We start from the raw sequence: 23,141 nt of genomic DNA, 5'->3' as shown, positions 1-23,141 counted from the left end.
ACATGTTATGACAACGAACGTGAAAGCGATCGATATTCACTATACGCCCATGCTCGGCTACGCCGAAGCATGGGATTTACAGAAGGCATACGTCAAACAAATCGATAAGGAGGAGCGACGCGAAACGCTGCTCCTTCTTCAGCATCCGCCGACCTATACGATCGGCTCGCAGCGTCATCCGGAGCATTTGCTCTATTCGGAAGAAGAATTGGCTGCTCGCGGCATCGGCGTGTTTCAAATTGATCGCGGCGGGGATATTACGTATCATGGGCCGGGTCAGCTTGTTGGTTACCCGCTGCTTTATCTCGACGGAGCAGGCCTTGATCTGCACGGTTATTTGCGACAGCTGGAGCAGGCAATCATGGACTGGCTCGCAGGTTATGGAATTGAAACGAATCGGAAGTCGGAATATACCGGTGTTTGGGTAGGGGATGCCAAAATCGCGGCAATCGGCGTGAAGTTTAACAAAGCAAGAACTCGCCGCGGATTCGTGACGAGTCATGGCTTTGCGCTGAATATTAAAGCAGGCATTGCGCAGGATGGATTTCGAGGCATCATTCCTTGCGGCATTCAGGAATATGCGGTTACTTCCTTCGCTGATGTAACAGGCATTAACCTAAGTGTGGAACAAGCGGCACGCGAACTGCTGCCGCATTTCTGCAAACAGTTTGGTTGTGAAGTAGAAGAAGAAACCGGACTATTCGAAGATCCAGCCGATGCTAATCAGTAAAGTAGAGATCAGCATTGAAGCGATGAGCAGCCAGATGAATATTTTCATCAATCGGTTGGGACGCACGCGAGCATGCTCCTTTCGTATGGGAGATGTACAAGTCTGAGTCTATTGTAAACGAAATCAATGAACGGAGGAAAGCCGATGATTAATAACCAACGAATAATCGATGAATTTATGGCGCTTGTCCAGGTAGACAGCGAAACGAAATATGAACGTGAAATTTGTGACGTGCTTACAGGAAAGCTGAAAGAGCTTGGCTTCTTTGTTGAAGAAGACGATGCGGCAAGCATCACCGGACACGGAGCAGGCAATTTGTTCGCGATGCTTGAAGCAAACGGCATTGAGCAGGCACCGACGATTTTCTTTACCTCCCACATGGATACGGTAGTGCCGGGCAAAGGCATTAAACCGCGTCTTGACGCAGACGGCTACATAAGAAGTGATGGAACGACGATTCTCGGAGCAGATGATAAGGCAGGACTTGCCGCAATGTTCGAAGCGATTCGTGTCATTAAGGAACAGAATCTTCCTCATGGTCCTATTCAGCTTGTTATTACGGTTGGAGAAGAGAGCGGACTTGTAGGCGCGGCTGCAATCGACAGCAAGAGGCTGAAAGCGAAGTTCGGCTATGCGCTGGATTCCAATGGTCCGATTGGCGATATTGCCGTTGCTGCGCCGTCACAAGCGAAGATCACGATCAAGATTCACGGTAAATCGGCACATGCCGGCGTTAATCCAGAGGATGGCATCAGTGCGATCCAAGTGGCGGGTAAAGCGATTTCGCGCATGTCCCTTGGTAGAATTGATCACGAAACAACGGCGAACATCGGACGGTTTGAAGGCGGCGGCGCAACGAATATCGTCTGTGATTTCGTGAAGCTGGACGCGGAAGCGCGCAGCATTGTGCAGGATAAACTCGACAAGCAGGTTGAAGCGATGCGTGAAACCGTTCTGGCGGTAGCGAGTGAGTTCGGCGCGAAAGCGGAGTTTGAAAGCAAGCTGATCTATCCGGCATTTAACTTCACGGACGGAGATCCGGTCGTGGAGCTTGCGAAGGCGGCAATTGAGAAGATCGGCAGAACACCGAAGCTGTTTCACTCCGGCGGCGGAAGCGATGCGAATATTTTCAACGGACATGGCGTGCCGACTGTGAATCTTGCAATCGGGTATGAGCATATCCATACGACGAATGAGCAAATTAAGGCAGAAGATTTAGTGAAAACGGCTGAGCTGGTTGTTGCGATTATCGAACAGGCCGCGGAGCTGAAGGAATAAGCTTTGCCAATAGGAATAAGGGTTGCCGGCTGTAGAGTAATCTACGGCGGCAACCCTTTCTATTGTTCCGAACATGATATTCTGTCCTGTATTAACGGGTCGATTGCAAATACTCAACGAGCGTTCGTCCGGATTTACCACTGCCGTTATTCGAACCTGATTTCGAACTCGCATTGGCAAGCAGCTTCAGCTGGTGACGGATTTCCCAGGCTTTGCCGATAAGTGTCATTGAGCTTTTTACCGTGTATTGTTTCATGATTGATCTCCCCTTTTGCTATACTGATAGATAGATATGAGAGAGTTAGAGAACATATGCCTGCCGACTGGCCGAAATACAGAATTACCTAAATATCGAATTGCATTAAAGGAGCCGATGACAGATGTTAGAGAAAACCGATCAATTCCGCGAGAAAACAATCAAGACTGAACCGATTTTCGATGGGAAAATCATTTCGCTGCAGGTCGATACGATAGAGCTGCCTGACGGCAAAACGGCCACACGCGAAATTGTCAGACATCCCGGTGCGGCCGCCGTTCTGGCGCTAATCGATGATAAAATGCTCGTCGTCGAGCAATATCGCAAGCCGATGGAGAAGTTCCAAATCGAGATTCCGGCGGGCAAGCTGGATGCCGGTGAAGATCCGATGGTTGCGGCAGCGCGTGAGCTGGAAGAGGAAACGGGGTATCGCGCAGGCAAGCTTCGCCCACTGAGTGCGTTCTATACGTCGCCGGGATTTGCCGATGAGAAGCTGTATGTATATCTCGCAGAGGATCTTGTCAAAGGGGATAGCGCGCCTGACGAGGATGAGTTTCTGGCGGTAGAAGCAATTACGTTCGAGCAGGCGCAGCAGTATATGAAAGAAGAGCGGATCAGTGATGCGAAGACGATTCTAGCCGTCTATGCATGGCATATCTACAGGCTTACAGGAGAGATTTAGAGGTGACCACTATGAAAGCGGCTGGACAAGAAGGGAAGCTGAGCCGCGTATTTGCCGATCTTCACCTGCATATCGGGCGGACGGAGCGGGGAGAGCCGGTTAAGATAAGCGGAAGTAAGGATCTAACCTTTCGTAACATTGCCTATGAGGCGGCGGTTCGCAAAGGCATCGGACTGCTCGGTGTGATCGACTGCCACTCTCCCGGCGTTCAGCGTGATATCGAGTCCTTGCTCGATTCCGGGGAAATGACCCAAGTTAGCGGTGGAGGCATTCGCTACCGGGATACGACCATTCTCCTTGGATCCGAAATCGAGGTTCGCGATGCCGGCTTCGGCACTGCTCATCATTTGATCTATCTGCCGGACTTTGCAGAAATGCAATCGTTCACGAAGTGGGTGTCCCGCTCGATGCGCAATGTGCAGCTCAGCTCCCAGCGATTATATGTGCCATCCCGAGAGCTGCAAGCCGAGGTAAAGGGACGGGGCGGGCTGTTCATTCCTGCTCATATTTTCACGCCTCATAAGAGCTTGTTCGGCAGCTGCTCGGATCAGCTTCAAGATACTCTCGATCCGAAGCTTGTAGATGCCGTTGAGCTCGGATTAAGCTCAGACAGCGAGATGGCCGGGCTCATTCCCGAGCTCGATACACTCCCATTCCTGACGAATTCAGATGCACATTCCTTATCCAAGATCGGCCGCGAATATAATGAGTTCCATCTTCAAGAGCCGTCCTTTCAGGAGCTGAAGCTTGCGCTAGAAGGCGCTGAAGGGCGGGCAATTACGGCCAATTATGGGCTGAATCCCGTCCTCGGCAAATACCATCGCACGTATTGTAAGAACTGCGGTTCCCTCGCCGAGGATACGCAGGATGCAGAGCGCTGCTTGCAATGCGGGAGTGTGAAGCAAGTACGAGGTGTATGGGATCGGATCATGGAGCTCGGGGCAAAGGCGGGTCGAAGTGAGCCGGTCGTGCCTGAAGACCGACCTCGCTATATCTACCAAGTGCCGCTGGAATTTATCCCGGGCATCGGTCCGAAGACATTGTCCAAACTGCTGGATCAGTTTGCTACGGAAATGAACATTCTTCATGATGCACCAATAGAGGCGATTGCAGGGATTGCAGGCGAATCGGCGGCAGCGATTATCGCAGAAGCTCGCAATGGCTCATTGAAGCTGCAAGCAGGCGGTGGAGGGAACTACGGCAAAGTCGCAAACCGTATGCACTAAGCAGATCGTCATAGCGGCGGAGGCTTGGACATACACTGAACCATCTGGGTTTAGGGGGATATGCCATGCGATCATCCGTGCTTCAGCCGAATATGAAGGATCAGCTGACTCTTTATGTGTTCGTGTCTGTATTATTTGTCGTAGGGGTCGTGTTCGGCGCTCTGCTCGTAAATGCGTTGACATTGGATCAACAGCAGAATTTAGCAGGGGATGTGCAGCAATTCATCCATCATATTCAAGAAGGCGTCTTACAGAGCGGAAATGAGTCGTTCTGGGACCGGGCATGGTTCCATGCCAAGTGGATGATACTCATCTGGGTGCTCGGGCTGACCGTCGTAGGGATGCCGCTTGTGCTGGCGCTTGATTTTCTAAAAGGCGTGTTGGTTGGTTTTGCGATAGGAACGCTGGTGAGGCAGTTTGCGTGGAAAGGTCTGATCTTCTCGCTGGCATCCGTTGCACCGCCAAACTTACTGGCAGTTCCCGCGTTTCTCATCCTTAGTGTGTCAGCAATTTCCTTCGGACTCTATGTGGTTAAGAACCGCCTCTTAGGTCGTTTCGGAACGTTAAGCCAACCCTTGGTTACTTTTACTTCGAGCGCTGCCATGATGCTGCTAATCATTCTTGGAGCGGCGGCGGTAGAGTGTTACGTCACTCCGATGCTGCTGAAATGGGCCGCTCCGCTAATCGTCGGCGTTAGCGGTGGATTGTAATGATTCTAAAAAAAATTGACTTTGTTCGTTATGTGCACCTATAATAAAAGCAAACCGATTCCGTGATGATGGCACAAGTCAGGTATGAGGGGGGAAGCCATGGAATCCCGGATTGATAAGATTAAGCAACAGCTGCAGTCGCAGGGGTACAAGCTGACCCCACAGCGAGAAGCTACAGTTCGTGTGCTTCTGGAGAACGAAGAGGATCATCTTAGCGCGGAAGACGTGTTTATGCTCGTTAAGGACATCGCGCCTGAGATAGGATTAGCAACCGTATATCGGACATTGGAGCTGCTGAGCGAGCTGCATGTTGTGGAGAAGATGAATTTTGGGGATGGCGTTGCTCGTTACGATTTGCGGGCAGACAACAACAAACATCATCATCATCACCTTATCTGCGTGCAATGCGGCACCATGAGTGAAATATTGGAAGATTGGCTGGGGCCGCTCGAAGAGCGACTTGAGCGGGAATATGGGTTTACGGTTCTGGACCATCGCCTTGATTTTCAAGGAATATGCGTCAATTGCAAAGCGAAGAACGATGCACTAAAGGTCGAAAACTAAACACTCCCTTCTGCAGTGTTCTCAGCACTCATGCTGAGCAACACTGTCAAAGGGAGTTTTTTGTGCGCGTTTCTATGATTACTTGGTATCCGGACCTATCAGGACCTCTTCCTTCTGGATTTATGACCGGAACTGGATTTGCGCGATGCCGCTTCAGTCGATTGATCGGTGGAGGAATAAGCAGATGCCCCTCCGAGCTGCATAATCCCGTACCCTTGCGCTTTATAGGAGTAGTTGGAGATACGTTTAGCTGAAGCGCGCAGCCGCTTCGTAATCGTCGAAGGTCCTATAGAAGGATCAAGTGATTTCAGGAGCGCAACGCCGCCTGCCACGTGAGGACTGGACATGCTCGTGCCGGATAACACTTGATAGCCGCCGCCCAGCGATGTTGATTTAATATAGCTGCCCGGTGCGGTGACATCGATGCCGTAACCGCGGCTGCTATAATTTGCGACCTTCCCATTGCGGGTAGAAGCGGCAACCGCGAGTGCCGTTGAATACCGGGCAGGCTGATCAATTCGGCCTGTGCTTGTTCCGCTGTTTCCCGCCGAGGCAACGACAATAATGCCGTTTTGTCTCGCCCGCTGTACGGCTTCCTTCAGCGCGCTGCTCGTTTCGCCTTCCAGTCCGAGGCTCATATTGATGATGGGAATCTTCTTGGAGATGCACCAGTCGATCCCTTTGATAATGTCGGACACATAGCCGGCGCCGCTCGCATCCAGTGCTTTGACGGCGTACAGCCTAGCACGTGGTGCTACGCCCTGAATGATGCCATTCGCACCGACTGCCGCCGCGATGCCTGCTACATGCGTACCATGGCCGTTGTCGTCTTTGTAGGATGACCCGCCCATCGTATTGACGCCGCCGTAAATGCGGAGATCGGAATGTTTGGCAATGCCTGTATCGATAATGGCGATTCCTGCGCCTTTGCCTTTCGTGGATGTCCAGACCTTATTCGCTTCAATTTGCGAGAGATTCCAGCCTACATTGCTTGAGGATGTATCCGAGTGCAGCTTTCCTTTGCCTGCGCCGTGCGTTCGCGAGTTTTTTCTCGTTCTCTTGGAGAGAGAAGCTATTGCGCTGATGCGGACCTTCGAGTTCTTCAATCTGGGCTTCGACTCGAAACCATGTGCATGGAGCTTGAAATCGGGCTCGACGTAGCTGACATTCGGATGCTCGGCAAGCGATTGCAGCTGCTGGGTACGGCGGCTGTCGACGTGACAGCAGATGACGCGGTTGCGACGAATGCTCTTAACCGGTCGTATGCCGTATTTGGCAAGTTCCTTGAGACATTGCGTGTACTGCGATTGTGATTTAAATCCGATTAACTTACGCGTAGTATGGCCTGATGATCTGCCTTTTGAGCAGCTGAGCAGCAGCCGTTCAACATTTGGCAAAAGATGCTCCTCCTTTAACGATAGACTCAACTTCCAATCGGTGCAGGAACCAATACTCCAGTGTATGGAGACATTCGTACAAGGGCATGGGTAGATGCTGATACGATGGTACATATTTTCCGTTCCGCGAGAGAAAGTATCAGGGAGGACTGTCAACCCGTCCTCTGCCTGCATATGAAGAATCAAGGAGACGGAGAGGGAGATGCATATGATTATCGGCGTGCCGAAAGAAATCAAAGCAAGCGAGTATCGAGTTGCGCTTACCCCTGCAGGAGCGGGAATGCTGAAGGCTGCCGGACATGAGGTCGTGGTCGAAAGCGGTGCCGGTGAAGGGAGCAGCTTTACAGATGAAGCCTATGTGGCTGAAGGCGCCGCCATCTTGCCGACAGCGAAGGAAGTATGGGCAAAGGCCGGAATGATTATGAAGGTGAAGGAGCCTCTGCCGGAGGAATTTGGTTATTTCCGCGAAGGACTGCTGCTGTTTACGTATCTTCATTTAGCTGCCGCACCTGAACTGACGAAAGCGCTCATCGAGAAGGATGTCTCCGGGGTTGCCTATGAAACGATTCAGATGCCTAACGGCAGCTTGCCGCTGCTCACACCAATGAGCGAGGTAGCAGGCAGGATGGCGGTTCAGGTAGGCTCTCAATTCCTGGAAGCCTTCTACGGCGGCCGCGGAATATTGCTAGGCGGCGTACCCGGTGTTCCGCCTGCGGAAGTTATCATCCTTGGCGGCGGTATTGTCGGTACGAATGCTGCTCGTATTGCCCTTGGGATGGGTGCCAGCGTCGTTATTCTGGAGCGCAGCGCGGATCGGATGCGATATATTGATGAGGTGTTTGAAGGTCGCATTCGTACCTTAATGTCGAACCCCTACAATATTGCCAGCGCTGTGAAGAAGGCAGATCTCTTGATCGGAGCTGTACTCATTCCGGGTGCCAGAGCGCCGCATTTGGTCACCGAAGAAATGGTCAAGACGATGAAGAAAGGTGCCGTCATCGTGGATGTTGCCGTGGACCAAGGCGGAACGATTGCGACAATCGACCGCGTAACGACGCATAAGAATCCTGTTTATGAGAAACATGGCGTTCTCCATTATGCGGTTGCGAATATGCCGGGAGCCGTTCCAAGGACCTCTACGCTTGCGCTGACGAACGTCACAATGCCCTATGCGCTGGAGCTTGCCGGCAAGGGGCTGGAGGAAGCTGTGCGAGCGAATGAGCCGCTCCGCAAAGGCGTGAACACGTACAAAGGCCGCGTTACTCATCCACAAGTAGCCGAGGCTGTGAATATGCCGTACATCAGCATGAGTCAATTGCTCGAAAGCGTGCCTTTCGATAAACTAAGCTAGCTAAGTGCCTATGCATGATTCATCGTCCCGGCTCATAAGGTGTTGTAAAGGACAACCATTTGCCCGTCTTTAGAGGGAAAGGCTGCCCATTCTTCGCTTTAAGAAAAGGGGTTTTCGTGATGGTGGTGTCGGTTCGCAGGTGGCTGAGACGGATAATTTTTATGCTGCTGCTCTGTTTCCTCACAATTACGATGTATGGCGGCTGCAGGTTTATCGCCGTTTGGATAACACCTGAGGATCCATATCGCGTGCCGCAGGGCCAGGCGTTGAAGGTGTTTAACGAAGAACCGTTTCAGGTGGATGCAAGCAGCATTTATGACAAGCTTCGGTTATTTTACTGGTATGGTGAATAGGATGCGGGTGATTTGGCTTCCTTTGGCAGGAGATTAAGCGGCTTTGTGGAATATAGCAGGGATACCTGCTGAAGCTGTTTATCCGGGAAAGGAACGACCCATGAGAGTGCATCTGCGAACATTTATTCAGTATTTACAGGAAGGGCGGAGGCTGTCTGCCAATACAATGTCATCCTATGAACGGGATTTGTCCTTATTTCTGGATTATGCGGAGAGTCAGGGCATCTCGGTTGTGGACGGCATACAGAAACACCACCTCTCTCTCTACATGCTTCAGCTGAAGCAGCAGGGACGGGCGGTTGCGACTGTTTCCAGACATATGGTCTCGATACGTGCTTTTTTTCACTATTTAATTATGCAGCGTCATATGCAAAGCGATCCGTCGATTCATTTGGAAATGCCGAAGCAAGAGAAACGGCTGCCCAAAATCGTCACGATCACGGATGTGGAGAGGCTGCTCGCCGCGCCGGATCCCGAAACAAATGCCGGTATTCGCGATCTTGCCATGCTGGAGGTTCTCTATGCAACGGGGATCCGCGTATCTGAACTTATCTCTTTAGATGATGAGCATATTAACCTGTCCATGGGCTTCATTCGTTGTATCGGTTCCACCACCAAGGAGCGGATCATTCCGCTTGGCAGCGTGGCGACTGAAGCGCTGACCCATTATCTGGAACAAGTGCTTGTGAAGCTGCGCAAGAATGATGAAACCGCTTTGTTTGTCAATCAACAAGGGGCCAGAATGACCCGGCAAGGCTTCTGGAAAATCCTGAAGAAATACGCTGCAGAAGCGGGCATCGAAGGCGAAATGACGCCGCATACGCTGCGGCATTCCTTCGCCGCTCATCTGCTGGAGAACGGCGCAGATTTACGTGCTGTGCAAGAAATGCTCGGCCATGCCGATATTTCCACAACCCAGGTGTATGTGCAGGTGACCAAGCCGCGCATTAAAGAGGTGTACAACCTGGCGCATCCGCGGGCTAGAAGTAAACAAACGAATTCGGAGTGATCAGGCTATGAAGTTTGACCGTATTACAGTTATCGTGCTCGACAGTGTCGGAATCGGCGAGCTTCCGGATGCACCGGCATTCGGAGATGTAGGCTCCCATACGCTGGGTCACATTTTGCAAGAGGTGCCGGCGCTTCAGATGCCCCATCTTCGCAGCTGGGGACTGGATCGAATCGCTCCCCTTGGCAGCTGGAAGACGGAAGCACATCCATTAGCCTACTATGGCAAAATGGCTGAGGTTTCCGTGGGCAAAGATACGATGACCGGCCACTGGGAAATCGCAGGCTTGAAGGTGACCGTGCCATTCCGGACGTTCCCGGACGGTTTCCCAAGCGGGCTGCTGAGTGAGTTTGAGGCTCGGACAGGCCGTGGCGTGCTTGGCAACAAATCGGCCAGCGGCACGGACATTATGGATGAGCTGGGCGAAGAGCAGTTGAACACTGGCAAATGGATCGTCTATACGAGCGCGGACAGCGTCTTCCAAATTGCAGCGAACGAAGACATTATTCCACTGGAGGAGCTGTACCGAGCCTGCGAAATCGCACGTGAACTCACGCTGGACGAGCGATATGCCGTTGGTCGTGTTATTGCAAGGCCTTTCGTGGGCAAGCCGGGATCCTTCAAACGAACAACGAATCGGCATGATTACGCGGTGAAGCCGCCGGCGCCTACCGTACTGAATGCGCTGAAGGATGGCGGATTCGATGTCATAGCCGTTGGCAAGATCGATGATATATTCGTCAGCGAAGGCATTACGGAGGCCCTTCATACGAAGAGCAACGAGGATGGCGTCAATAAGACGATCGCCGCGCTCGATAAGCCGTTTAAAGGAATGCTCTTCACGAATCTGGTCGATTTCGATTCACTATATGGCCATCGTCGCGACCCGCAAGGATACGCCGGTGCGCTTGAAGCGTTCGACCGCAGCGTGCCGGAGCTGACGAAGCGGCTTGGGGAGCGGGATTTGCTCATCGTGACCGCAGATCATGGCAATGATCCGACCTATTCCGGTACCGACCATACGAGAGAGTATGTCCCCTTGCTGGTATACGGTCCGGCATTGAAGACGCCGGGGTCGCTTGGCATTCGTTCTACCTTCGCTGACATCGCAGCCACCATTGCCGACAATTTCGGTGTGACGCGTCCTGATCATGGTGTGTCATTTTTGAATGAGTTAAACTAGATTACGCAACACCTGCAAGCCGACAACAACTATAGGAGGTTCATCAACGTGAACACACTCAATGCATCCCATATTCAAGAAGCGGCAGCATACATTAATGCCAAAATTTCCATCAAACCCGAGGTTGGCCTTATCATGGGTTCAGGTCTTGGTATCCTTGGCGATTACATCGAAGATGCTGTCGTCATTCCTTATCATGAAATCCCGCATTTTCCGATCTCGACAGTAGAAGGTCATGCAGGCGAGCTGATGATCGGGAAGCTTTGCAGTCGTCCGGTTGTCCTCATGCGTGGACGTTTCCACCTGTATGAAGGCTATGGTCCTGATCTGACAGCTTTCCCCGTTCGCGTAATGAAAGCAATCGGCGCTTCGAAGCTCGTTGTTACCAATGCCGCAGGCGGCGTTAACACGAACTACAATCCGGGCGATCTTATGCTCATCAGCGATCACATTAACTTCCAAGGACACAACCCGCTAGTCGGACCTAATGACAAGGAGCTTGGCGTTCGTTTCCCGGATATGTCCCAGCCTTACAGCAAACGTTTGCGCGAGCTGGCCAGAGACGTGGCGTTAGATCAAGGGTTCTCTCTGCAAGAGGGCGTGTACATTGCAGTGCTTGGACCCTCTTACGAGACGCCTGCAGAAATTCGCATGATGCGTATATTAGGAGCAGATGCTGTCGGCATGTCGACGGTATCCGAGGTTATTGCGGCAAGTCATTCCGGCATTGAAGTGCTCGGCATCTCCTGTATCAGCAATATGGCTTCAGGTATTTTGGACCAGCCGCTGTCGCATAATGAAGTCATGGAAACGACGGAACGTGTAAAATCCAGGTTCCTCGGCCTAGTAAACGGCATTATTCCACTGATGTAGGCTGTAACAAAAATGTAACAATGGCCTCGACTGATTATGACATTCTTTGTCCGCTTGTCGTCGTATAATGTCCGTGACAGATAGTACACAATAAAGCGGGGAATCGATTTCCATGGACAATCACAGTTATCAACGATTGGAACGACTGCGAGGACAATTGGTGGCGGCTGCAATGCGGAAGGAAACGTTTCTTCACCGTGATGTGATTCAGCTAAGCCAAACGCTTGACCAATTGATCGTCAAAGTGCAGGCAGAGAAATGTAAATCGTCGAGTGCCCAAAGATGAACCTAAGCAAGTGACGTACATGGTTAATACATAAGGAGGCTCATCCGCTTGCGAGCAGTCGATATCATTCAAAAAAAACGAAATGGCGGAGTGCTGTCTAGGGACGAGCTGTCATTTCTTATAAAAGGCTATAGCCAAGGCGACATCCCGGATTATCAGCTATCCGCCTGGGCTATGGCTGTTTTTTTTCGCGGTATGAACGCGGAAGAAACGGCTAACTTGACGATGGCCATGGCTGAATCGGGCGATCAAGTCGATCTGTCTCCGATTCGCGGCATTAAAGTAGACAAACATAGCACAGGCGGTGTTGGTGATAAAACAAGTCTGATTATCGGTCCTCTCGTTGCTTCATGCGGCGTTCCGGTGGCAAAGATGTCAGGTCGCGGACTTGGGCACACAGGCGGTACGATTGACAAAATGGAAGCGATGGCAGGGTTCCGTACGGAGCTGACGAGCGAGGAATTTATCGCGCAAATGAACGATATCGGTCTTGCGATTGTCGGGCAGAGCGGGAATATGACGCCTGCTGACAAGAAGCTCTATGCGCTGCGCGACGTAACGGCAACAGTCGAGTCCATACCGCTTATTGCGAGCTCGGTTATGAGCAAGAAGATCGCAGCCGGTGCAGACGCAATCGTGCTCGATGTGAAAACCGGCAGCGGCGCCTTCATGAAGACGCTGGAGGATTCCGAAGAATTAGCCAAAGCGATGGTAGCGATCGGAACAGAGGTCGGCAGAAAGACGGCGGCATTGATCAGCGATATGGATCAGCCGCTTGGTTATGCGATCGGAAATGCGCTTGAAGTACAGGAAGCCATTGATACGCTGCACGGCAGAGGGCCAGAGGATTTGACTGCCCTATGTTTGGCGCTCAGCTCGCATATGGTTGTGCTTGGCGGACAAGCGAGCAATTTGGCGGAGGCGGAGTCGATGCTGCGCGATCGCCTGTCTTCCGGTGCAGCGCTGGAGAAGTTTAAGGTCTTCGTAGCCGCACAGGGCGGTAATCCGCAGGTGGCTGAAGATCGGTCATTACTGCCGCAGGCGCCGCTCGTGATTGAAGTGCCGGCTGAGCAGGATGGTTATGTGAAGGCGATTCAAGCAGAAGAGCTTGGACTTGCTGCGATGCTGCTTGGTGCAGGTCGCGCTACGAAAGAATCGGTCATCGATTATGCAGTTGGCGTTGTGATGCAGCGCAAAGTCGGCGACAAGGTGAAGCAAGGCGATGCGCTTGCATTGCTTCACGTACGTGAGGATAACGCGTCTGTCCGCGAGGTCGTCAAACGTGTACAGCAAGCGTATTCGTTCAGTAGTGAGCAGGTAGCACCATCGCCGCTTCTGCTGTCCGTTGTGACAGAGCAGGGCGTGCAGCGGTTGTAATTAGGAGCAAGTCGGAAGTCTAAAGCGGCTATTCGGGGTTTTATCCCGAGCAGCCGCTTTTTTTGCGTAGATCATTTTGATTTTCACTCTATGAAATGGAATATTTTGCTGTTCACTCGTCCACACTAGGAAGGAGATATTAGCCGATTTGCGGCCATAGCTATGCCGCGGGCATCATTCAGGAGGAGAACAACCTATGATTAGCAAATGGAAGAAATTGTTCGCCATCAGTTTAACGGCGATATTCGTTCTATCGGCACCTGCCGCAGCCTTAGCCAAAGAAGGAGCAGCGCCGAATGCGGCACCTGCCGCCGCAGCGGATCTGGCACCGTCTGCCCGCTCCGCCATTCTTATGGACGCAGACAGCGGGACGATTATTTATGAGAAGAACAGCCATGCTGCTTTGCCGCCAGCCAGCATCACGAAGGTCATGACGATGCTGCTCATCATGGAGTCGCTGGACGAAGGCCGTATCAAGCTGACTGACAAAGTTTCCACGAGTGATTATGCCGCTTCTATGGGAGGCTCGCAAATTTTCCTGGAGCCGGGCGAGCAAATGAGTGTCGATGAGATGCTGAAGGGCATCGCGCTTGCATCAGGCAATGATGCTTCTGTGGCCATGGCTGAGAAAATCGCCGGCACGGAAGCCGCTTTTGTTGACATGATGAATAAGCGCGCCGGTGAGCTGGGACTGAAGAATACCCATTTTAACAATTGTAACGGGCTTCCTGCCACTGACCATTACTCATCGGCCCATGATATTGCGGTGATGTCGAGAGAGCTGCTGAAGCATTCCGAGATTACGAAATATACAGGGTTGTATCAGGATTACTTGCGTAAATCCAGCGAGAAACCGTTCTGGCTGGTCAACACCAATAAGCTCGTCCGTTTCTATACAGGAGCGGATGGCCTCAAAACCGGGTTTACCAGCGAAGCGAAATTCTGCTTAACTGCTACTGCCCGTCGTGACAATCTGCGTGTAATCGCAGTCGTTATGGGAGAGCCGAATACGAAAACGCGCAATGCGGAAGTTTCCCAAATGTTCGACTTCTCGTTCGCGCAATATATGAACCATACGATCTTCCAGAAAGGCGACGCGATGGGAGTTGTACCTGTCGAGAAAGGCGTAATGCCGGAATTGAAACTGACGGCGAAACATTCCTATAGCGTGCTCCTGAAGAAAGGCAGCTCGGTGAAGGATATCCGTTACCAGCTGCAGCTTAATCCGCTCAAGGCGCCTGTGACCATCAACGACCCTATTGGGAAGCTGATCGTATTCCAAGGCGACCAGGTGCTGACAGAGTTCGCTGTGGATTCTCCTGCTACAGTGGAGCGGGCCGGCTGGTGGACGTTGTTTAAACGGTCTTGCGGCAGTTTATTTAAATGATTTTGTCGTATGCAGACTGTGCCCCAGCGCGGTATTTGTCTGCTTCTAGCGCTCTGCTTCTAGTTTTGTCGGGGGGCAGGAAATGAAAGCTGAAGCGTAGAATTGCTTGTTCAACACTAACTTATCCATCGACGCTTGTCTCACAGTGGCAGGTGGATAGCTTGTGCTCCGCAATAGCAGGGCAATAATCGTTAGGAGTGAACAACAGTATGAGCCTTCAGATTGAATTGGAGCATTATCGAAATGTACTGATCGTTAGACTGCGGGGCGAGCTTGATCACCATACCGCGGATGTTGTCCGGTTCAAAATGGAAGAAGCGATTCTGCATGGCAACAGCGCTCATATCATTCTCAGCCTGAAGGATCTGCAGTTCATGGACAGCTCAGGACTTGGCGTTATTCTCGGCCGGTATAAGCAGCTCAAGGCCAGAGGCGGCAAGATGGTCGTTTGCGACGTGAATCAGAGCGTCTATCGACTGTTCGAGCTGTCGGGATTGTTCAAAATATTGCCGATTCACGAGAACGAGCGGCTCGCGCTCACAAGTTTGGAGGTCGTTTCATGAACGGAAGAAATGAGATGACACTGTCGTTCTCCGCACGTTCGGAGAATGAAGCGTTCGCGCGTGTTGCGGTTGCGGCTTTCGTATCTCAACTGGACCCGACAATGGAAGAACTGAATGATCTGAAGACGGCTATCTCCGAAGCGGTAACCAATGCGATTATTCACGGCTATGACGGCGATCCAAACGGTGTCGTTACGATCGAAGGCTTCATTGACGGAGATGTCGTTAAGCTTACCGTCCATGACAAGGGCCGAGGCATTGAGGATCTGGACCTTGCGCGCCAGCCTCTATATACCTCCAAACCGGAAATGGAGCGCTCCGGAATGGGCTTTACGATCATGGAGAACTTCATGGATGGCTTCGATGTGTACAGCGAGCCGGGCAACGGAACGTCGATCGCGATGACAAAGCGCATTGAATCGAAAAAAGCGCTTTTTAATTAGGCGCATAGGGGTTGGACCGCATGGATGTCGATATGAAACAAACGGCGCAGCCTTATTTGGATGACTCCGAGGTCAAGCGGCTTATTGCGCTTAGTCAATCGGGAGACACGCTCGCGCGCGATACGCTCGTGCAATGCAACATCCGGCTCGTATGGTCCGTAGTTCAGCGTTTTATGGGGCGTGGCTATGAACCGGAAGATTTGTTCCAGATCGGCTGCATCGGCTTGCTCAAATCGGTCGATAAGTTCGATCTCTCCTATGAGGTGAAATTTTCTACCTATGCGGTGCCGATGATTATCGGCGAAATTCAGCGCTTCCTTCGGGATGACGGCACATTAAAGGTTAGCCGCTCGTTGAAAGAGACGGCCAATAAGGTGCGCAAGACCAAGGATGAGCTGTCTAAGGTGCTGGGTCGTCTTCCCACGATTAAGGAAGTGGCGGAACGGCTCGGGATCACGCCGGAGGATGTCGTCTTCGCACAGGAAGCGAATAAGCCGCCAACGTCTATTCACGAGACGGTATTCGAGAACGACGGTGATCCCATTACGCTGATGGATCAGATTGCTGACGAATCCCAAGAGCGATGGTTCGATAAGCTGGCGCTGAACGAAGCGATCGGCGGTTTGTCGGAGCGGGAGCGGCTCATCGTATTTCTCAGATACTATCGAGACCAAACCCAGTCGGAGGTCGCCGCGAGGCTCGGTATCTCGCAGGTGCAGGTATCCCGGCTGGAGAAAAAAATATTGCAGTTGATTCGCAATCAAATTGCGCAATGAACGCTGCTGACTAAAGTCAAATTGTCCAATAGGGCAATTTGGCTTTTTTTGCTGTGTTTGTTCCGATTATCCTGCCCCTCCTTTAATCATACTAACAAGGAAATTCGGACTGGAAAGGGGGTGCCGGCATGAACGCTGACATGCAGCCCAACTTGTATTTGCGCCTACGCAAGCGGATTGGCATACGTCCGGGCGAGCACGTGACGCTGGGTCATGCCGCCCGCTTATTCTCAAGCGATGCTGAGCTGGAAGGCAGGCTTACGTCGCTCGTTCTTCACCGTCATTCAAGGAAGGACGGCAACCGCGTCGTCATTGATCTGCTCCAAATCGTCAAGCTGATCCGAGAAGCAGAACCAGGAACTCTGGTTGATTCGTATGGGGATCCGCAGGTGCTGGTCATCGTCGCAGACGCGCCGAGAAAGCCTCGTTATGTCATTCTCATCGTCACTTGGCTGCTGCTGTTCTTTGGCTCCGGTTTGGCGATTATGAATTTTCATACGGACGTCAGTATGAAGGAAGTCCATTCCCGCATCACGGAGATGGTAACAGGTACGAAATCGGAGCATCCGCTGTGGTTCCAAGTGCCTTACTCCTTTGGGATTGGCATCGGGATGATGGTGTTCTTCAATCATCTGTTTCGCAAACGATTCAATGAAGAGCCTAATCCGCTCGAGGTTGAGCTCTATATGTATGAGGAGAATGTTAACGCATACGTCATAGCCGATGAAATGCGCAAGAAAAGCGAATCCGGTGAGGGCAGCTCTGCTTCAAAGCAGCCGGGAGCGGGGATTGACGATGGCTAGTGCAGCAGCGAATCTATTTGTCGCTATACTCGGTTTTGCTGGAGGACTTGGGGTAGGAAGTGCGCTTGTCGCATTGCTGATTGTTCTGGATGTGATCCCTAGGCTTGCTCAGTTGGCTTATGCGTACCGGAAATCCATTTGGTTCGAAACAGCTGTCGTTTGCGGCGCCGTATTCTGGTCGCTTGCCGACTTCCTCGATTGGCGGATGATGCTGCCGAGGTCAGGGACATTGGTTGTTATTGGCAGTTTTGACGGCATATTTGTTGGGATGCTCGGTGCCGCACTGACAGAAGTTATGAATGTGATTCCGATTTTGGCCAAACGAATGAGATTAAGCCGCTACATGGTTAGTTTGGTCATGGCCATGTTGCTTGGCAAAGTAACCGGATCCTTATTTGATTGGCTCGTATTTCAATGGATCGACGATGCATCGTAATACCGATTGGAAGGGAAGGAAGGGTTTGATATGAGTGGACGCGATACTGGCGACAATGAAGAGCAAACAGGCTCTGGATTTAAGAAGCCCGTTCATGTTTTCTGGTATGACAACGAGGGTAAGTTGAAAGATAATGACGGGGAGAAGGAGGCGAGCGCGGATTCCCGTGCCGATACTGATCAGCATGAGGATGATAGTGGCATCCAGTTCTCGGAGCCTCCGTTTGCGGAAGAAGATCAACCGATTATCAGCCATTACAAACGGCCGAAGTCACAGACCGAGACACCTAAAGTCCCGATCCCTCTGAAGATGGATGATTTCTTGCAGCAGCTGGAGGATGAGGTTGGCTTCAAAATGAGTTTCGATATTGTGGTTCGCGAAATGACCTTTGCAAACAAGAGGACCGCATTCTTCTTCATCAATGGCTTTGCGAAGGATACGGTGCTGACTGAAATTATTAAACGGTTGACCTACTTGGAATCGGAGGATCTCTCCACGGATGTCCTTCATGATTTCCTCGATCTCTATGTGTCGGCCGTACAAGTAGCGCAGGAGAATGACTGGGAATTGATGTTGAACAATGTACTCGCAGGCGGAACTGCGATGTACATCGAAGGTCAATCCACCGTACTGCTCATTGATGCCAAAGCCTTTCCGGCTCGGAATCCCGAGGAGCCATCGCTAGAGCGCGTCGTTCGCGGTGCACGGGACGGGTTCGTCGAGACGATGCTCGTAAACGTGACGCTTGTCCGCCGGCGGCTGCGGGATAAGAAGCTGCGCTATGAGATTATGCGAGTCGGGGAACGGACGCAGACGGATGTTTGCATCGCGTACATCGACGATATCGTTGATAAAGAGATGCTTAGCGCCATCAAGAAGAAAATCCAACAAATCAAGCTCGACGGCTTGCCGCTTGCAGACAAGCAGCTTGAGGAAGCCACGGTGAAGCGGGGCTGGAACCCGTTCCCGCTCGTACGATATTCGGAGCGCCCGGATACGGTAGCTGTCCATCTGATGGAAGGGCATATCGCGTTATTCGTGGATACGACGCCGAGTGTCATGATTTTGCCGACGACGTTCTTTGATCTGACGCAGCATGCGGAAGAAAATCGGCAAACGCCGTTTATCGGCACCTATTTGCGCTGGGTCCGTTTCTTCGGCATTGCAGCCTCTTTGTTCCTGCTTCCCTTGTGGTTTCTGTTCACGCTCAAGCCGGAGCTGAAGCCGCCGGCGCTGGATTTCATCGGGGCGCAGAAGCCTGGAAAACTGCCGATGGTCGCGCAATTCCTGCTTGCAGAGGTCGGGGTCGATCTGATGCGGATGGCATCCATCCATACGCCGACTCCGCTTGCTACTGCGATGTCGTTGATCGCGGCTATCTTGATCGGCGATATCGCGGTCAAGACGGGATTGTTCGTCAACGAGGTCGTGTTGTATATGGCGATTGCCTCGATCGGAATGTTCGCGACGCCAAGCTATGAGCTGGGCCTTGCCAACCGAATCATCAGGCTGCTTCTTATCGTCGCAGTGGCGATTTTCAAGGTGCCTGGATTTATGGTCGCTACGACGGTCACCTTCATTATGCTGGTCCTGAGCCGCTCCTTTAACAGACCCTATATGTGGCCGCTTATCCCGTTTGACCCGAAAGGTTTGCTGAGCATTCTTATCCGCGTGCCGGTGCTGTCGAACCGGACAAGGCCGAATTTGCTGAAGCCGCAGCAGCGGGATCGGATGCCTACAGGCAAGCATCGCTGAGCGCTTTTGCAAAAAATGCAAATGAAATGTGGATTTATCCATTTCGGCCATTGACCGAATACGCTATACTGATGTTAAATGGTGCAAACATAATCATTGGGAATTTCATGGGAGAAAACGGAGGAGAACTATATGTACTTACACGGTACTAGCAAAATCAATGCACAAGGCCACCTGGAAATCGGCGGCTGCGATACGGCTGATTTGGCCGCGCAATTCGGAACACCCCTATATATTGTCGACGAGGCGCTCGTTCGTCAGAGAGCACGTGAGTATGTGGAGTCTTTCCGCGCTTCAGGTCTTAAATTCCAAGTAGCTTACGCCAGTAAAGCATTCAGCGTAATGGCTATGTGCACGATCGCTGAGCAAGAAGGTCTGTCGCTGGACGTTGTTTCCGACGGCGAGCTGTACACAGCGATTAAAGCTGGCTTCCCGGCTGCACGCATCCACTTCCACGGCAACAACAAAACGCCTGAAGAGATCAACATGGCGCTTGATGCGAACATTGGCTGCTTCGTAGTCGATAACTTTAACGAATTGTACCTGCTTAACGCTCTGGCAGGCGACAAAGGCAAGAAAGTTAACGTATTGCTCCGTATCACGCCAGGTGTAGAAGCACATACGCATGAATATATCACGACAGGCCAAACCGATTCCAAATTCGGCTTCGACCTTGGCAATGGCACAGCTTACACAGCGATTCAAGAAGCGGCTGCACAGCCTAACCTTGAGCTGCTCGGCGTTCACTCCCACATCGGCTCGCAAATTTTCGAAGTTGAAGGTTTTGCAATGGCGGTTGATAAAGTTGCCGGCTTCGCAGTGAAAGTACGTGAAGAGCTGAGCATTACGTTCCGCGTAATCAACCTTGGCGGCGGCTTCGGCATCCGTTATGTAGAAGGCGATACTCCGCTTCCGGTTTCGCAATACGTGAAAGCTATTACCGATTCCATCAAAACCAACTTCTCGGCAGCCGGCTACCCGTTTCCTGAGATTTGGGTTGAGCCCGGTCGCAGTATGGTTGGCGATGCAGGTACGACGCTGTATACGGTTGGGACAAGCAAAGATATTCCTGGCGTACGCAAGTATATTGCCGTTGACGGCGGTATGACTGACAACCCTCGCCCAGCGCTGTATGAGTCCAGATACGAAGCGGTTCTAGCCAACCGTGCTAACGATCCGCTTGAAGAAACCGTTACGGTTGCGGGCAAATGCTGCGAGAGCGGCGACAAATTGATCATCGATTTGGAGCTTCCTAAAGCCAATAGTGGCGACTTACTTGCTGTATTCTGCACAGGCGCGTACAATTATGCTATGGCGAGTAACTATAATCGCATTCGCCGCCCAGCTGTCGTCTTTGTAAAAGACGGTGCAGCTGACGTAGCTGTCAAACGGGAATCGCTTGACGATATTATCGGCAATGACGTCATTCCTGCGCGTATGCAGCAAACGTCGGCAGCTAAATAATAGGGTTTTGAGGAGGCAGCAATACAATGGCTAAACAAGCAAAGATCACAATGGAAAACGGTGCAGAGGTTCATATCGACTTGTTCGAGAAGGACGCACCGAGAACGGTAGCAAACTTTGAGAAGCTGACTAACGAAGGTTTCTACAACGGTTTGAACTTCCACCGCGTAATTCCGGGCTTCGTCGCTCAAGGCGGATGCCCGAGCGGGACAGGCACAGGCGGTCCCGGCTACCAAATCGATTGCGAAATCAATCCGAACAAACATGAGCGCGGATCGCTAGCAATGGCGCATGCCGGCCGTAACACCGGCGGCAGCCAGTTCTACATCGCTTACCAGCCGCAGCCGCACCTTGACGGCGGACATACCGTATTCGGTAAAGTGTCCAAAGGCATGGAGCATGTCGATGCTTTCAAAGGCCGCGACAAAATGAGCAAGGTTGAAATCGTAGAAGTGTAAGAAATAAAGGGGCTGTCCGATTGTCATCAGTAGATGACTGGGGCTGCCCCTTTTTTGTGTGTTTGTCTAGTAGAGGTGGTGACAACACAGAGAGGTGATCGCTGCGATTCTCGATCTCAGAGGCAAGGCGTATCCGGCAAAGTCCGGTTGAGCAACTTCAAAAGCGGAATAGCGAGCTATAATCGAGCTTCCAGGCAGATAGGATAACCGAAGCAAATGGGAGCGTTAGGCTCCTGCAAGAAGCGTGTAACGGAAACAAGTTGCATTTTCCATTGTGAAGTGGTAACATTTCAACAAAGTATTTGCGTTTTTCCTTCGGGGTCGGGTGAAAGTCCCAACCGGCGGTGATCAAAGGGCTGTGCTGCTCGTTTAACGAATGGCAGCCATAGCTTTGTCAGTCCGTGACCCGGGTCACATTGTTCCAGACGCCTAGTGGCATGGACCATGTGAAACGGTGGACCTGGTGTAAATCCGGGACCGACAGTAAAGTCTGGATGGGAGAAGGAGACAGTACGCGAATTCCATTTTTTCATTTCTCGCCAACTTTGTTCTTTTTTTCACAATGTTGCTGAGTTTGTTTGAATGTGTCTTCGAATACGTCCCTTTATGGTTTTTCACACCCATCACCCCGTTGGCCAACTGCCAAGGGGTGATTTTTGTTATGTCAATCGCAGTATTGAACGACGAAATGTATATGCGGCTCGCACTGGATATGGCGTCAAAGGCACAAGGGCAAACGGACATCAATCCGGTTGTCGGCTGTGTGGTCGTGAAGGAAGGCCGCATCGTGGGGCTTGGCGCGCATCTACGGCGAGGCGAAGGTCATGCAGAAGTACATGCACTGGGCATGGCCGGTGATCAAGCAGAAGGTGCGACTGTGTATGTAACACTGGAGCCGTGCAGTCATCATGGCCGAACACCGCCATGCTGTGACCGATTAATCGCCGCCAAGGCTGCAAGAGTAGTCGTAGCCTGCACGGATCCGAATCCACAGGTTGCCGGCCGCGGAATCGCGAAGCTGCAGCAGGCGGGCATTGAAGTCGAGGTTGGCATTCTCGGTGAAGAATCAACGCGCATGAACGAAATGTTTAATAAATTCATCGTCACTCGGCTCCCTTTCGTCACCATGAAATCAGCGATGACCCTGGATGGGAAGCTGGCAGCGAAGACCGGCGACAGCAGATACGTCAGCGGTGCGGCGGCCAGAGAGTTGACGCACACGCTGCGGCATCGGCACATGGGTATCATGGTGGGAGTCGATACCGCGCTGGCTGATGACCCTGAACTTACAACACGACTAACGGTACCTGCCGTGCATCCTGCTCGCATCATCGTAGATTCAACGCTTCGGCTGCCGCTTGGAGCCAGAGTGATTCAAGACCGCTCTTCACGTGTCATCGTTCTTACGACTGAAGGCGCAGATTCGGCTAAAGAAGCTGCATTCGCAGAAGCCGGCGTTCAAGTGATCCGCTGCGGAAGCGGGAGCCGAGTAGATCTGAAGCTCGCCATGCATAAGCTCGGTGAACTGGAAATTGGCTCGATTCTGCTCGAAGGCGGCGGCAAGCTGAACGGGGCTATGCTGGAGCACGGGTTGATCGATAAGCTGCTGCTCTTTATTGCGCCGAAGCTAATCGGAGGATCCGCCGCACCCGGTGTCTTCCAGTTCGAAGGCTTCGACAAGATGTCAGAGGCCATCAGCTTGGAGGAGATGGCCATGGAAAGAGTCGGAGACGATGTTCTGATCAGCGGCTATCTGCGCAATCAAAATTGAAGAGTGAAAG

At 51.9% G+C, this 23,141-nt stretch carries 24 protein-coding genes, 1 pseudogene and 1 riboswitch; of the genes and pseudogenes, 23 read left to right on the top strand and 2 right to left on the bottom strand.

The window, feature by feature from the left end:
- Positions 1–7 precede the first annotated feature (7 nt).
- The gene (lipB, locus tag AC0YN4_RS07275) at positions 8–730 is read left to right on the top strand and encodes a lipoyl(octanoyl) transferase LipB (RefSeq protein ID WP_475779334.1); all 723 of its coding nucleotides are present in this window, start codon (positions 8–10) and stop codon (positions 728–730) included.
- Positions 731–874: 144 nt separating this feature from the next.
- Entirely contained in the window at positions 875–2,008 is a 1,134-nt protein-coding gene (locus AC0YN4_RS07270; RefSeq protein WP_475835453.1) for a M20/M25/M40 family metallo-hydrolase, read from the top strand.
- A 184-nt stretch (positions 2,009–2,192) separates the two neighbouring features.
- Here the strand turns inward: AC0YN4_RS07270 and mciZ are convergent.
- Positions 2,193–2,264, bottom strand: a pseudogene (gene mciZ, locus AC0YN4_RS07265) (Z-ring formation inhibitor MciZ); the annotation flags it as partial.
- Between the two features lie 124 nt (positions 2,265–2,388).
- Between mciZ and AC0YN4_RS07260 the strand changes: the two are divergent.
- From AC0YN4_RS07260 to fur, 4 genes are all read left to right on the top strand, one after another.
- Positions 2,389–2,946, top strand: coding sequence for an NUDIX hydrolase (locus AC0YN4_RS07260; protein ID WP_475779336.1), 558 nt, complete (start codon positions 2,389–2,391; stop codon positions 2,944–2,946).
- Positions 2,947–2,957: 11 nt separating this feature from the next.
- The gene (locus AC0YN4_RS07255; RefSeq protein ID WP_475835585.1) at positions 2,958–4,172 is read left to right on the top strand and encodes an endonuclease Q family protein; all 1,215 of its coding nucleotides are present in this window, start codon (positions 2,958–2,960) and stop codon (positions 4,170–4,172) included.
- A 65-nt stretch (positions 4,173–4,237) separates the two neighbouring features.
- The gene (gene spoIIM / locus AC0YN4_RS07250; RefSeq protein ID WP_475779337.1) at positions 4,238–4,882 is read left to right on the top strand and encodes a stage II sporulation protein M; all 645 of its coding nucleotides are present in this window, start codon (positions 4,238–4,240) and stop codon (positions 4,880–4,882) included.
- 99 nt (positions 4,883–4,981) lie between these two features.
- On the top strand, positions 4,982–5,446 hold the full coding sequence (gene fur / locus AC0YN4_RS07245) for a ferric iron uptake transcriptional regulator (RefSeq protein WP_090976842.1): 465 nt from the start codon (positions 4,982–4,984) through the stop codon (positions 5,444–5,446).
- Positions 5,447–5,544: 98 nt separating this feature from the next.
- On the opposite strand, the gene AC0YN4_RS07240 is transcribed toward fur, so the two are convergent.
- Entirely contained in the window at positions 5,545–6,843 is a 1,299-nt protein-coding gene (locus AC0YN4_RS07240) for a S8 family peptidase (protein WP_475835452.1), read from the bottom strand.
- A gap of 208 nt (positions 6,844–7,051) precedes the next feature.
- Here AC0YN4_RS07240 and ald point away from each other — a divergent pair, with 208 nt between their 5' ends.
- The 17 genes from ald to ribD all read left to right on the top strand — a co-directional run bounded on the left by ald (position 7,052) and on the right by ribD (position 23,131).
- Complete coding sequence (ald, locus tag AC0YN4_RS07235; RefSeq protein WP_475780078.1) at positions 7,052–8,194, top strand: alanine dehydrogenase; 1,143 nt, start codon at positions 7,052–7,054, stop codon at positions 8,192–8,194.
- Positions 8,195–8,313: 119 nt separating this feature from the next.
- Positions 8,314–8,547 (top strand): DUF4227 family protein, encoded by a 234-nt coding sequence (locus AC0YN4_RS07230; RefSeq protein ID WP_090976838.1) that lies wholly within the window; start codon positions 8,314–8,316, stop codon positions 8,545–8,547.
- Positions 8,548–8,647: 100 nt separating this feature from the next.
- Positions 8,648–9,556: a site-specific tyrosine recombinase XerD gene (gene xerD / locus AC0YN4_RS07225; RefSeq protein WP_475835584.1), complete on the top strand. Its 909-nt coding sequence runs from the start codon at positions 8,648–8,650 to the stop codon at positions 9,554–9,556.
- Positions 9,557–9,563: 7 nt separating this feature from the next.
- Positions 9,564–10,739 carry a phosphopentomutase gene (locus AC0YN4_RS07220; RefSeq protein ID WP_475835451.1) on the top strand — a complete coding sequence of 392 codons (1,176 nt, stop codon included), beginning with the start codon at positions 9,564–9,566 and terminating at the stop codon, positions 10,737–10,739.
- 48 nt (positions 10,740–10,787) lie between these two features.
- Positions 10,788–11,612: a purine-nucleoside phosphorylase gene (locus tag AC0YN4_RS07215; protein WP_475779341.1), complete on the top strand. Its 825-nt coding sequence runs from the start codon at positions 10,788–10,790 to the stop codon at positions 11,610–11,612.
- 112 nt (positions 11,613–11,724) lie between these two features.
- A complete protein-coding gene (locus tag AC0YN4_RS07210; protein WP_090976832.1) occupies positions 11,725–11,898 on the top strand; it encodes an aspartyl-phosphate phosphatase Spo0E family protein in 174 nt (57 codons plus the stop codon).
- A 48-nt stretch (positions 11,899–11,946) separates the two neighbouring features.
- Entirely contained in the window at positions 11,947–13,275 is a 1,329-nt protein-coding gene (locus AC0YN4_RS07205) for a pyrimidine-nucleoside phosphorylase (protein ID WP_475835450.1), read from the top strand.
- 196 nt (positions 13,276–13,471) lie between these two features.
- Positions 13,472–14,662: a D-alanyl-D-alanine carboxypeptidase family protein gene (locus AC0YN4_RS07200; protein ID WP_475835449.1), complete on the top strand. Its 1,191-nt coding sequence runs from the start codon at positions 13,472–13,474 to the stop codon at positions 14,660–14,662.
- A gap of 209 nt (positions 14,663–14,871) precedes the next feature.
- A complete protein-coding gene (gene spoIIAA / locus AC0YN4_RS07195) occupies positions 14,872–15,225 on the top strand; it encodes an anti-sigma F factor antagonist (protein ID WP_090976827.1) in 354 nt (117 codons plus the stop codon).
- Positions 15,222–15,668 (top strand): anti-sigma F factor, encoded by a 447-nt coding sequence (gene spoIIAB, locus AC0YN4_RS07190; RefSeq protein ID WP_475779344.1) that lies wholly within the window; start codon positions 15,222–15,224, stop codon positions 15,666–15,668. The genes spoIIAA and spoIIAB overlap by 4 nt, the downstream gene beginning before the upstream one ends.
- A 20-nt stretch (positions 15,669–15,688) precedes the next feature.
- The gene (sigF, locus tag AC0YN4_RS07185; protein WP_475779345.1) at positions 15,689–16,444 is read left to right on the top strand and encodes an RNA polymerase sporulation sigma factor SigF; all 756 of its coding nucleotides are present in this window, start codon (positions 15,689–15,691) and stop codon (positions 16,442–16,444) included.
- A gap of 128 nt (positions 16,445–16,572) precedes the next feature.
- Entirely contained in the window at positions 16,573–17,247 is a 675-nt protein-coding gene (locus AC0YN4_RS07180; protein WP_475779346.1) for a stage V sporulation protein AA, read from the top strand.
- Positions 17,240–17,683 carry a stage V sporulation protein AB gene (locus tag AC0YN4_RS07175; protein WP_475779347.1) on the top strand — a complete coding sequence of 148 codons (444 nt, stop codon included), beginning with the start codon at positions 17,240–17,242 and terminating at the stop codon, positions 17,681–17,683. Before AC0YN4_RS07180 ends, AC0YN4_RS07175 begins: the two co-directional genes overlap by 8 nt.
- A gap of 30 nt (positions 17,684–17,713) precedes the next feature.
- The gene (locus AC0YN4_RS07170; protein ID WP_475779348.1) at positions 17,714–19,438 is read left to right on the top strand and encodes a spore germination protein; all 1,725 of its coding nucleotides are present in this window, start codon (positions 17,714–17,716) and stop codon (positions 19,436–19,438) included.
- Between the two features lie 132 nt (positions 19,439–19,570).
- Positions 19,571–20,902, top strand: a complete 1,332-nt coding sequence (gene lysA / locus AC0YN4_RS07165) for a diaminopimelate decarboxylase (RefSeq protein ID WP_090976816.1) — start codon at positions 19,571–19,573, stop codon at positions 20,900–20,902.
- Positions 20,903–20,928: 26 nt separating this feature from the next.
- Positions 20,929–21,360 carry a peptidylprolyl isomerase gene (locus AC0YN4_RS07160; RefSeq protein ID WP_475779349.1) on the top strand — a complete coding sequence of 144 codons (432 nt, stop codon included), beginning with the start codon at positions 20,929–20,931 and terminating at the stop codon, positions 21,358–21,360.
- Between the two features lie 307 nt (positions 21,361–21,667).
- A riboswitch (FMN riboswitch) is annotated at positions 21,668–21,870 on the top strand.
- Positions 21,871–22,021: 151 nt separating this feature from the next.
- On the top strand, positions 22,022–23,131 hold the full coding sequence (gene ribD / locus AC0YN4_RS07155) for a bifunctional diaminohydroxyphosphoribosylaminopyrimidine deaminase/5-amino-6-(5-phosphoribosylamino)uracil reductase RibD (RefSeq protein WP_475835448.1): 1,110 nt from the start codon (positions 22,022–22,024) through the stop codon (positions 23,129–23,131).
- Positions 23,132–23,141 lie beyond the last annotated feature (10 nt).

The sequence above is a fragment of the Paenibacillus sp. J22R3 genome (assembly GCF_056269305.1).
The sequence above is the reverse complement of the archived record's forward strand: the minus strand, read 5'-3'. Positions and strand labels throughout refer to the sequence as shown.

Coding starts and splice junctions, on each gene's coding strand:
- lipB (WP_475779334.1), top strand. CDS start 8: ATGACAACGAACGTGAAAGCGATCGATATTCACTATACGCCCATGCTC.
- AC0YN4_RS07270 (WP_475835453.1), top strand. CDS start 875: ATGATTAATAACCAACGAATAATCGATGAATTTATGGCGCTTGTCCAG.
- AC0YN4_RS07260 (WP_475779336.1), top strand. CDS start 2,389: ATGTTAGAGAAAACCGATCAATTCCGCGAGAAAACAATCAAGACTGAA.
- AC0YN4_RS07255 (WP_475835585.1), top strand. CDS start 2,958: ATGAAAGCGGCTGGACAAGAAGGGAAGCTGAGCCGCGTATTTGCCGAT.
- spoIIM (WP_475779337.1), top strand. CDS start 4,238: ATGCGATCATCCGTGCTTCAGCCGAATATGAAGGATCAGCTGACTCTT.
- fur (WP_090976842.1), top strand. CDS start 4,982: ATGGAATCCCGGATTGATAAGATTAAGCAACAGCTGCAGTCGCAGGGG.
- ald (WP_475780078.1), top strand. CDS start 7,052: ATGATTATCGGCGTGCCGAAAGAAATCAAAGCAAGCGAGTATCGAGTT.
- AC0YN4_RS07230 (WP_090976838.1), top strand. CDS start 8,314: ATGGTGGTGTCGGTTCGCAGGTGGCTGAGACGGATAATTTTTATGCTG.
- xerD (WP_475835584.1), top strand. CDS start 8,648: ATGAGAGTGCATCTGCGAACATTTATTCAGTATTTACAGGAAGGGCGG.
- AC0YN4_RS07220 (WP_475835451.1), top strand. CDS start 9,564: ATGAAGTTTGACCGTATTACAGTTATCGTGCTCGACAGTGTCGGAATC.
- AC0YN4_RS07210 (WP_090976832.1), top strand. CDS start 11,725: ATGGACAATCACAGTTATCAACGATTGGAACGACTGCGAGGACAATTG.
- AC0YN4_RS07200 (WP_475835449.1), top strand. CDS start 13,472: ATGATTAGCAAATGGAAGAAATTGTTCGCCATCAGTTTAACGGCGATA.
- spoIIAA (WP_090976827.1), top strand. CDS start 14,872: ATGAGCCTTCAGATTGAATTGGAGCATTATCGAAATGTACTGATCGTT.
- spoIIAB (WP_475779344.1), top strand. CDS start 15,222: ATGAACGGAAGAAATGAGATGACACTGTCGTTCTCCGCACGTTCGGAG.
- sigF (WP_475779345.1), top strand. CDS start 15,689: ATGGATGTCGATATGAAACAAACGGCGCAGCCTTATTTGGATGACTCC.
- AC0YN4_RS07180 (WP_475779346.1), top strand. CDS start 16,573: ATGAACGCTGACATGCAGCCCAACTTGTATTTGCGCCTACGCAAGCGG.
- AC0YN4_RS07175 (WP_475779347.1), top strand. CDS start 17,240: ATGGCTAGTGCAGCAGCGAATCTATTTGTCGCTATACTCGGTTTTGCT.
- AC0YN4_RS07170 (WP_475779348.1), top strand. CDS start 17,714: ATGAGTGGACGCGATACTGGCGACAATGAAGAGCAAACAGGCTCTGGA.
- lysA (WP_090976816.1), top strand. CDS start 19,571: ATGTACTTACACGGTACTAGCAAAATCAATGCACAAGGCCACCTGGAA.
- AC0YN4_RS07160 (WP_475779349.1), top strand. CDS start 20,929: ATGGCTAAACAAGCAAAGATCACAATGGAAAACGGTGCAGAGGTTCAT.
- ribD (WP_475835448.1), top strand. CDS start 22,022: ATGTCAATCGCAGTATTGAACGACGAAATGTATATGCGGCTCGCACTG.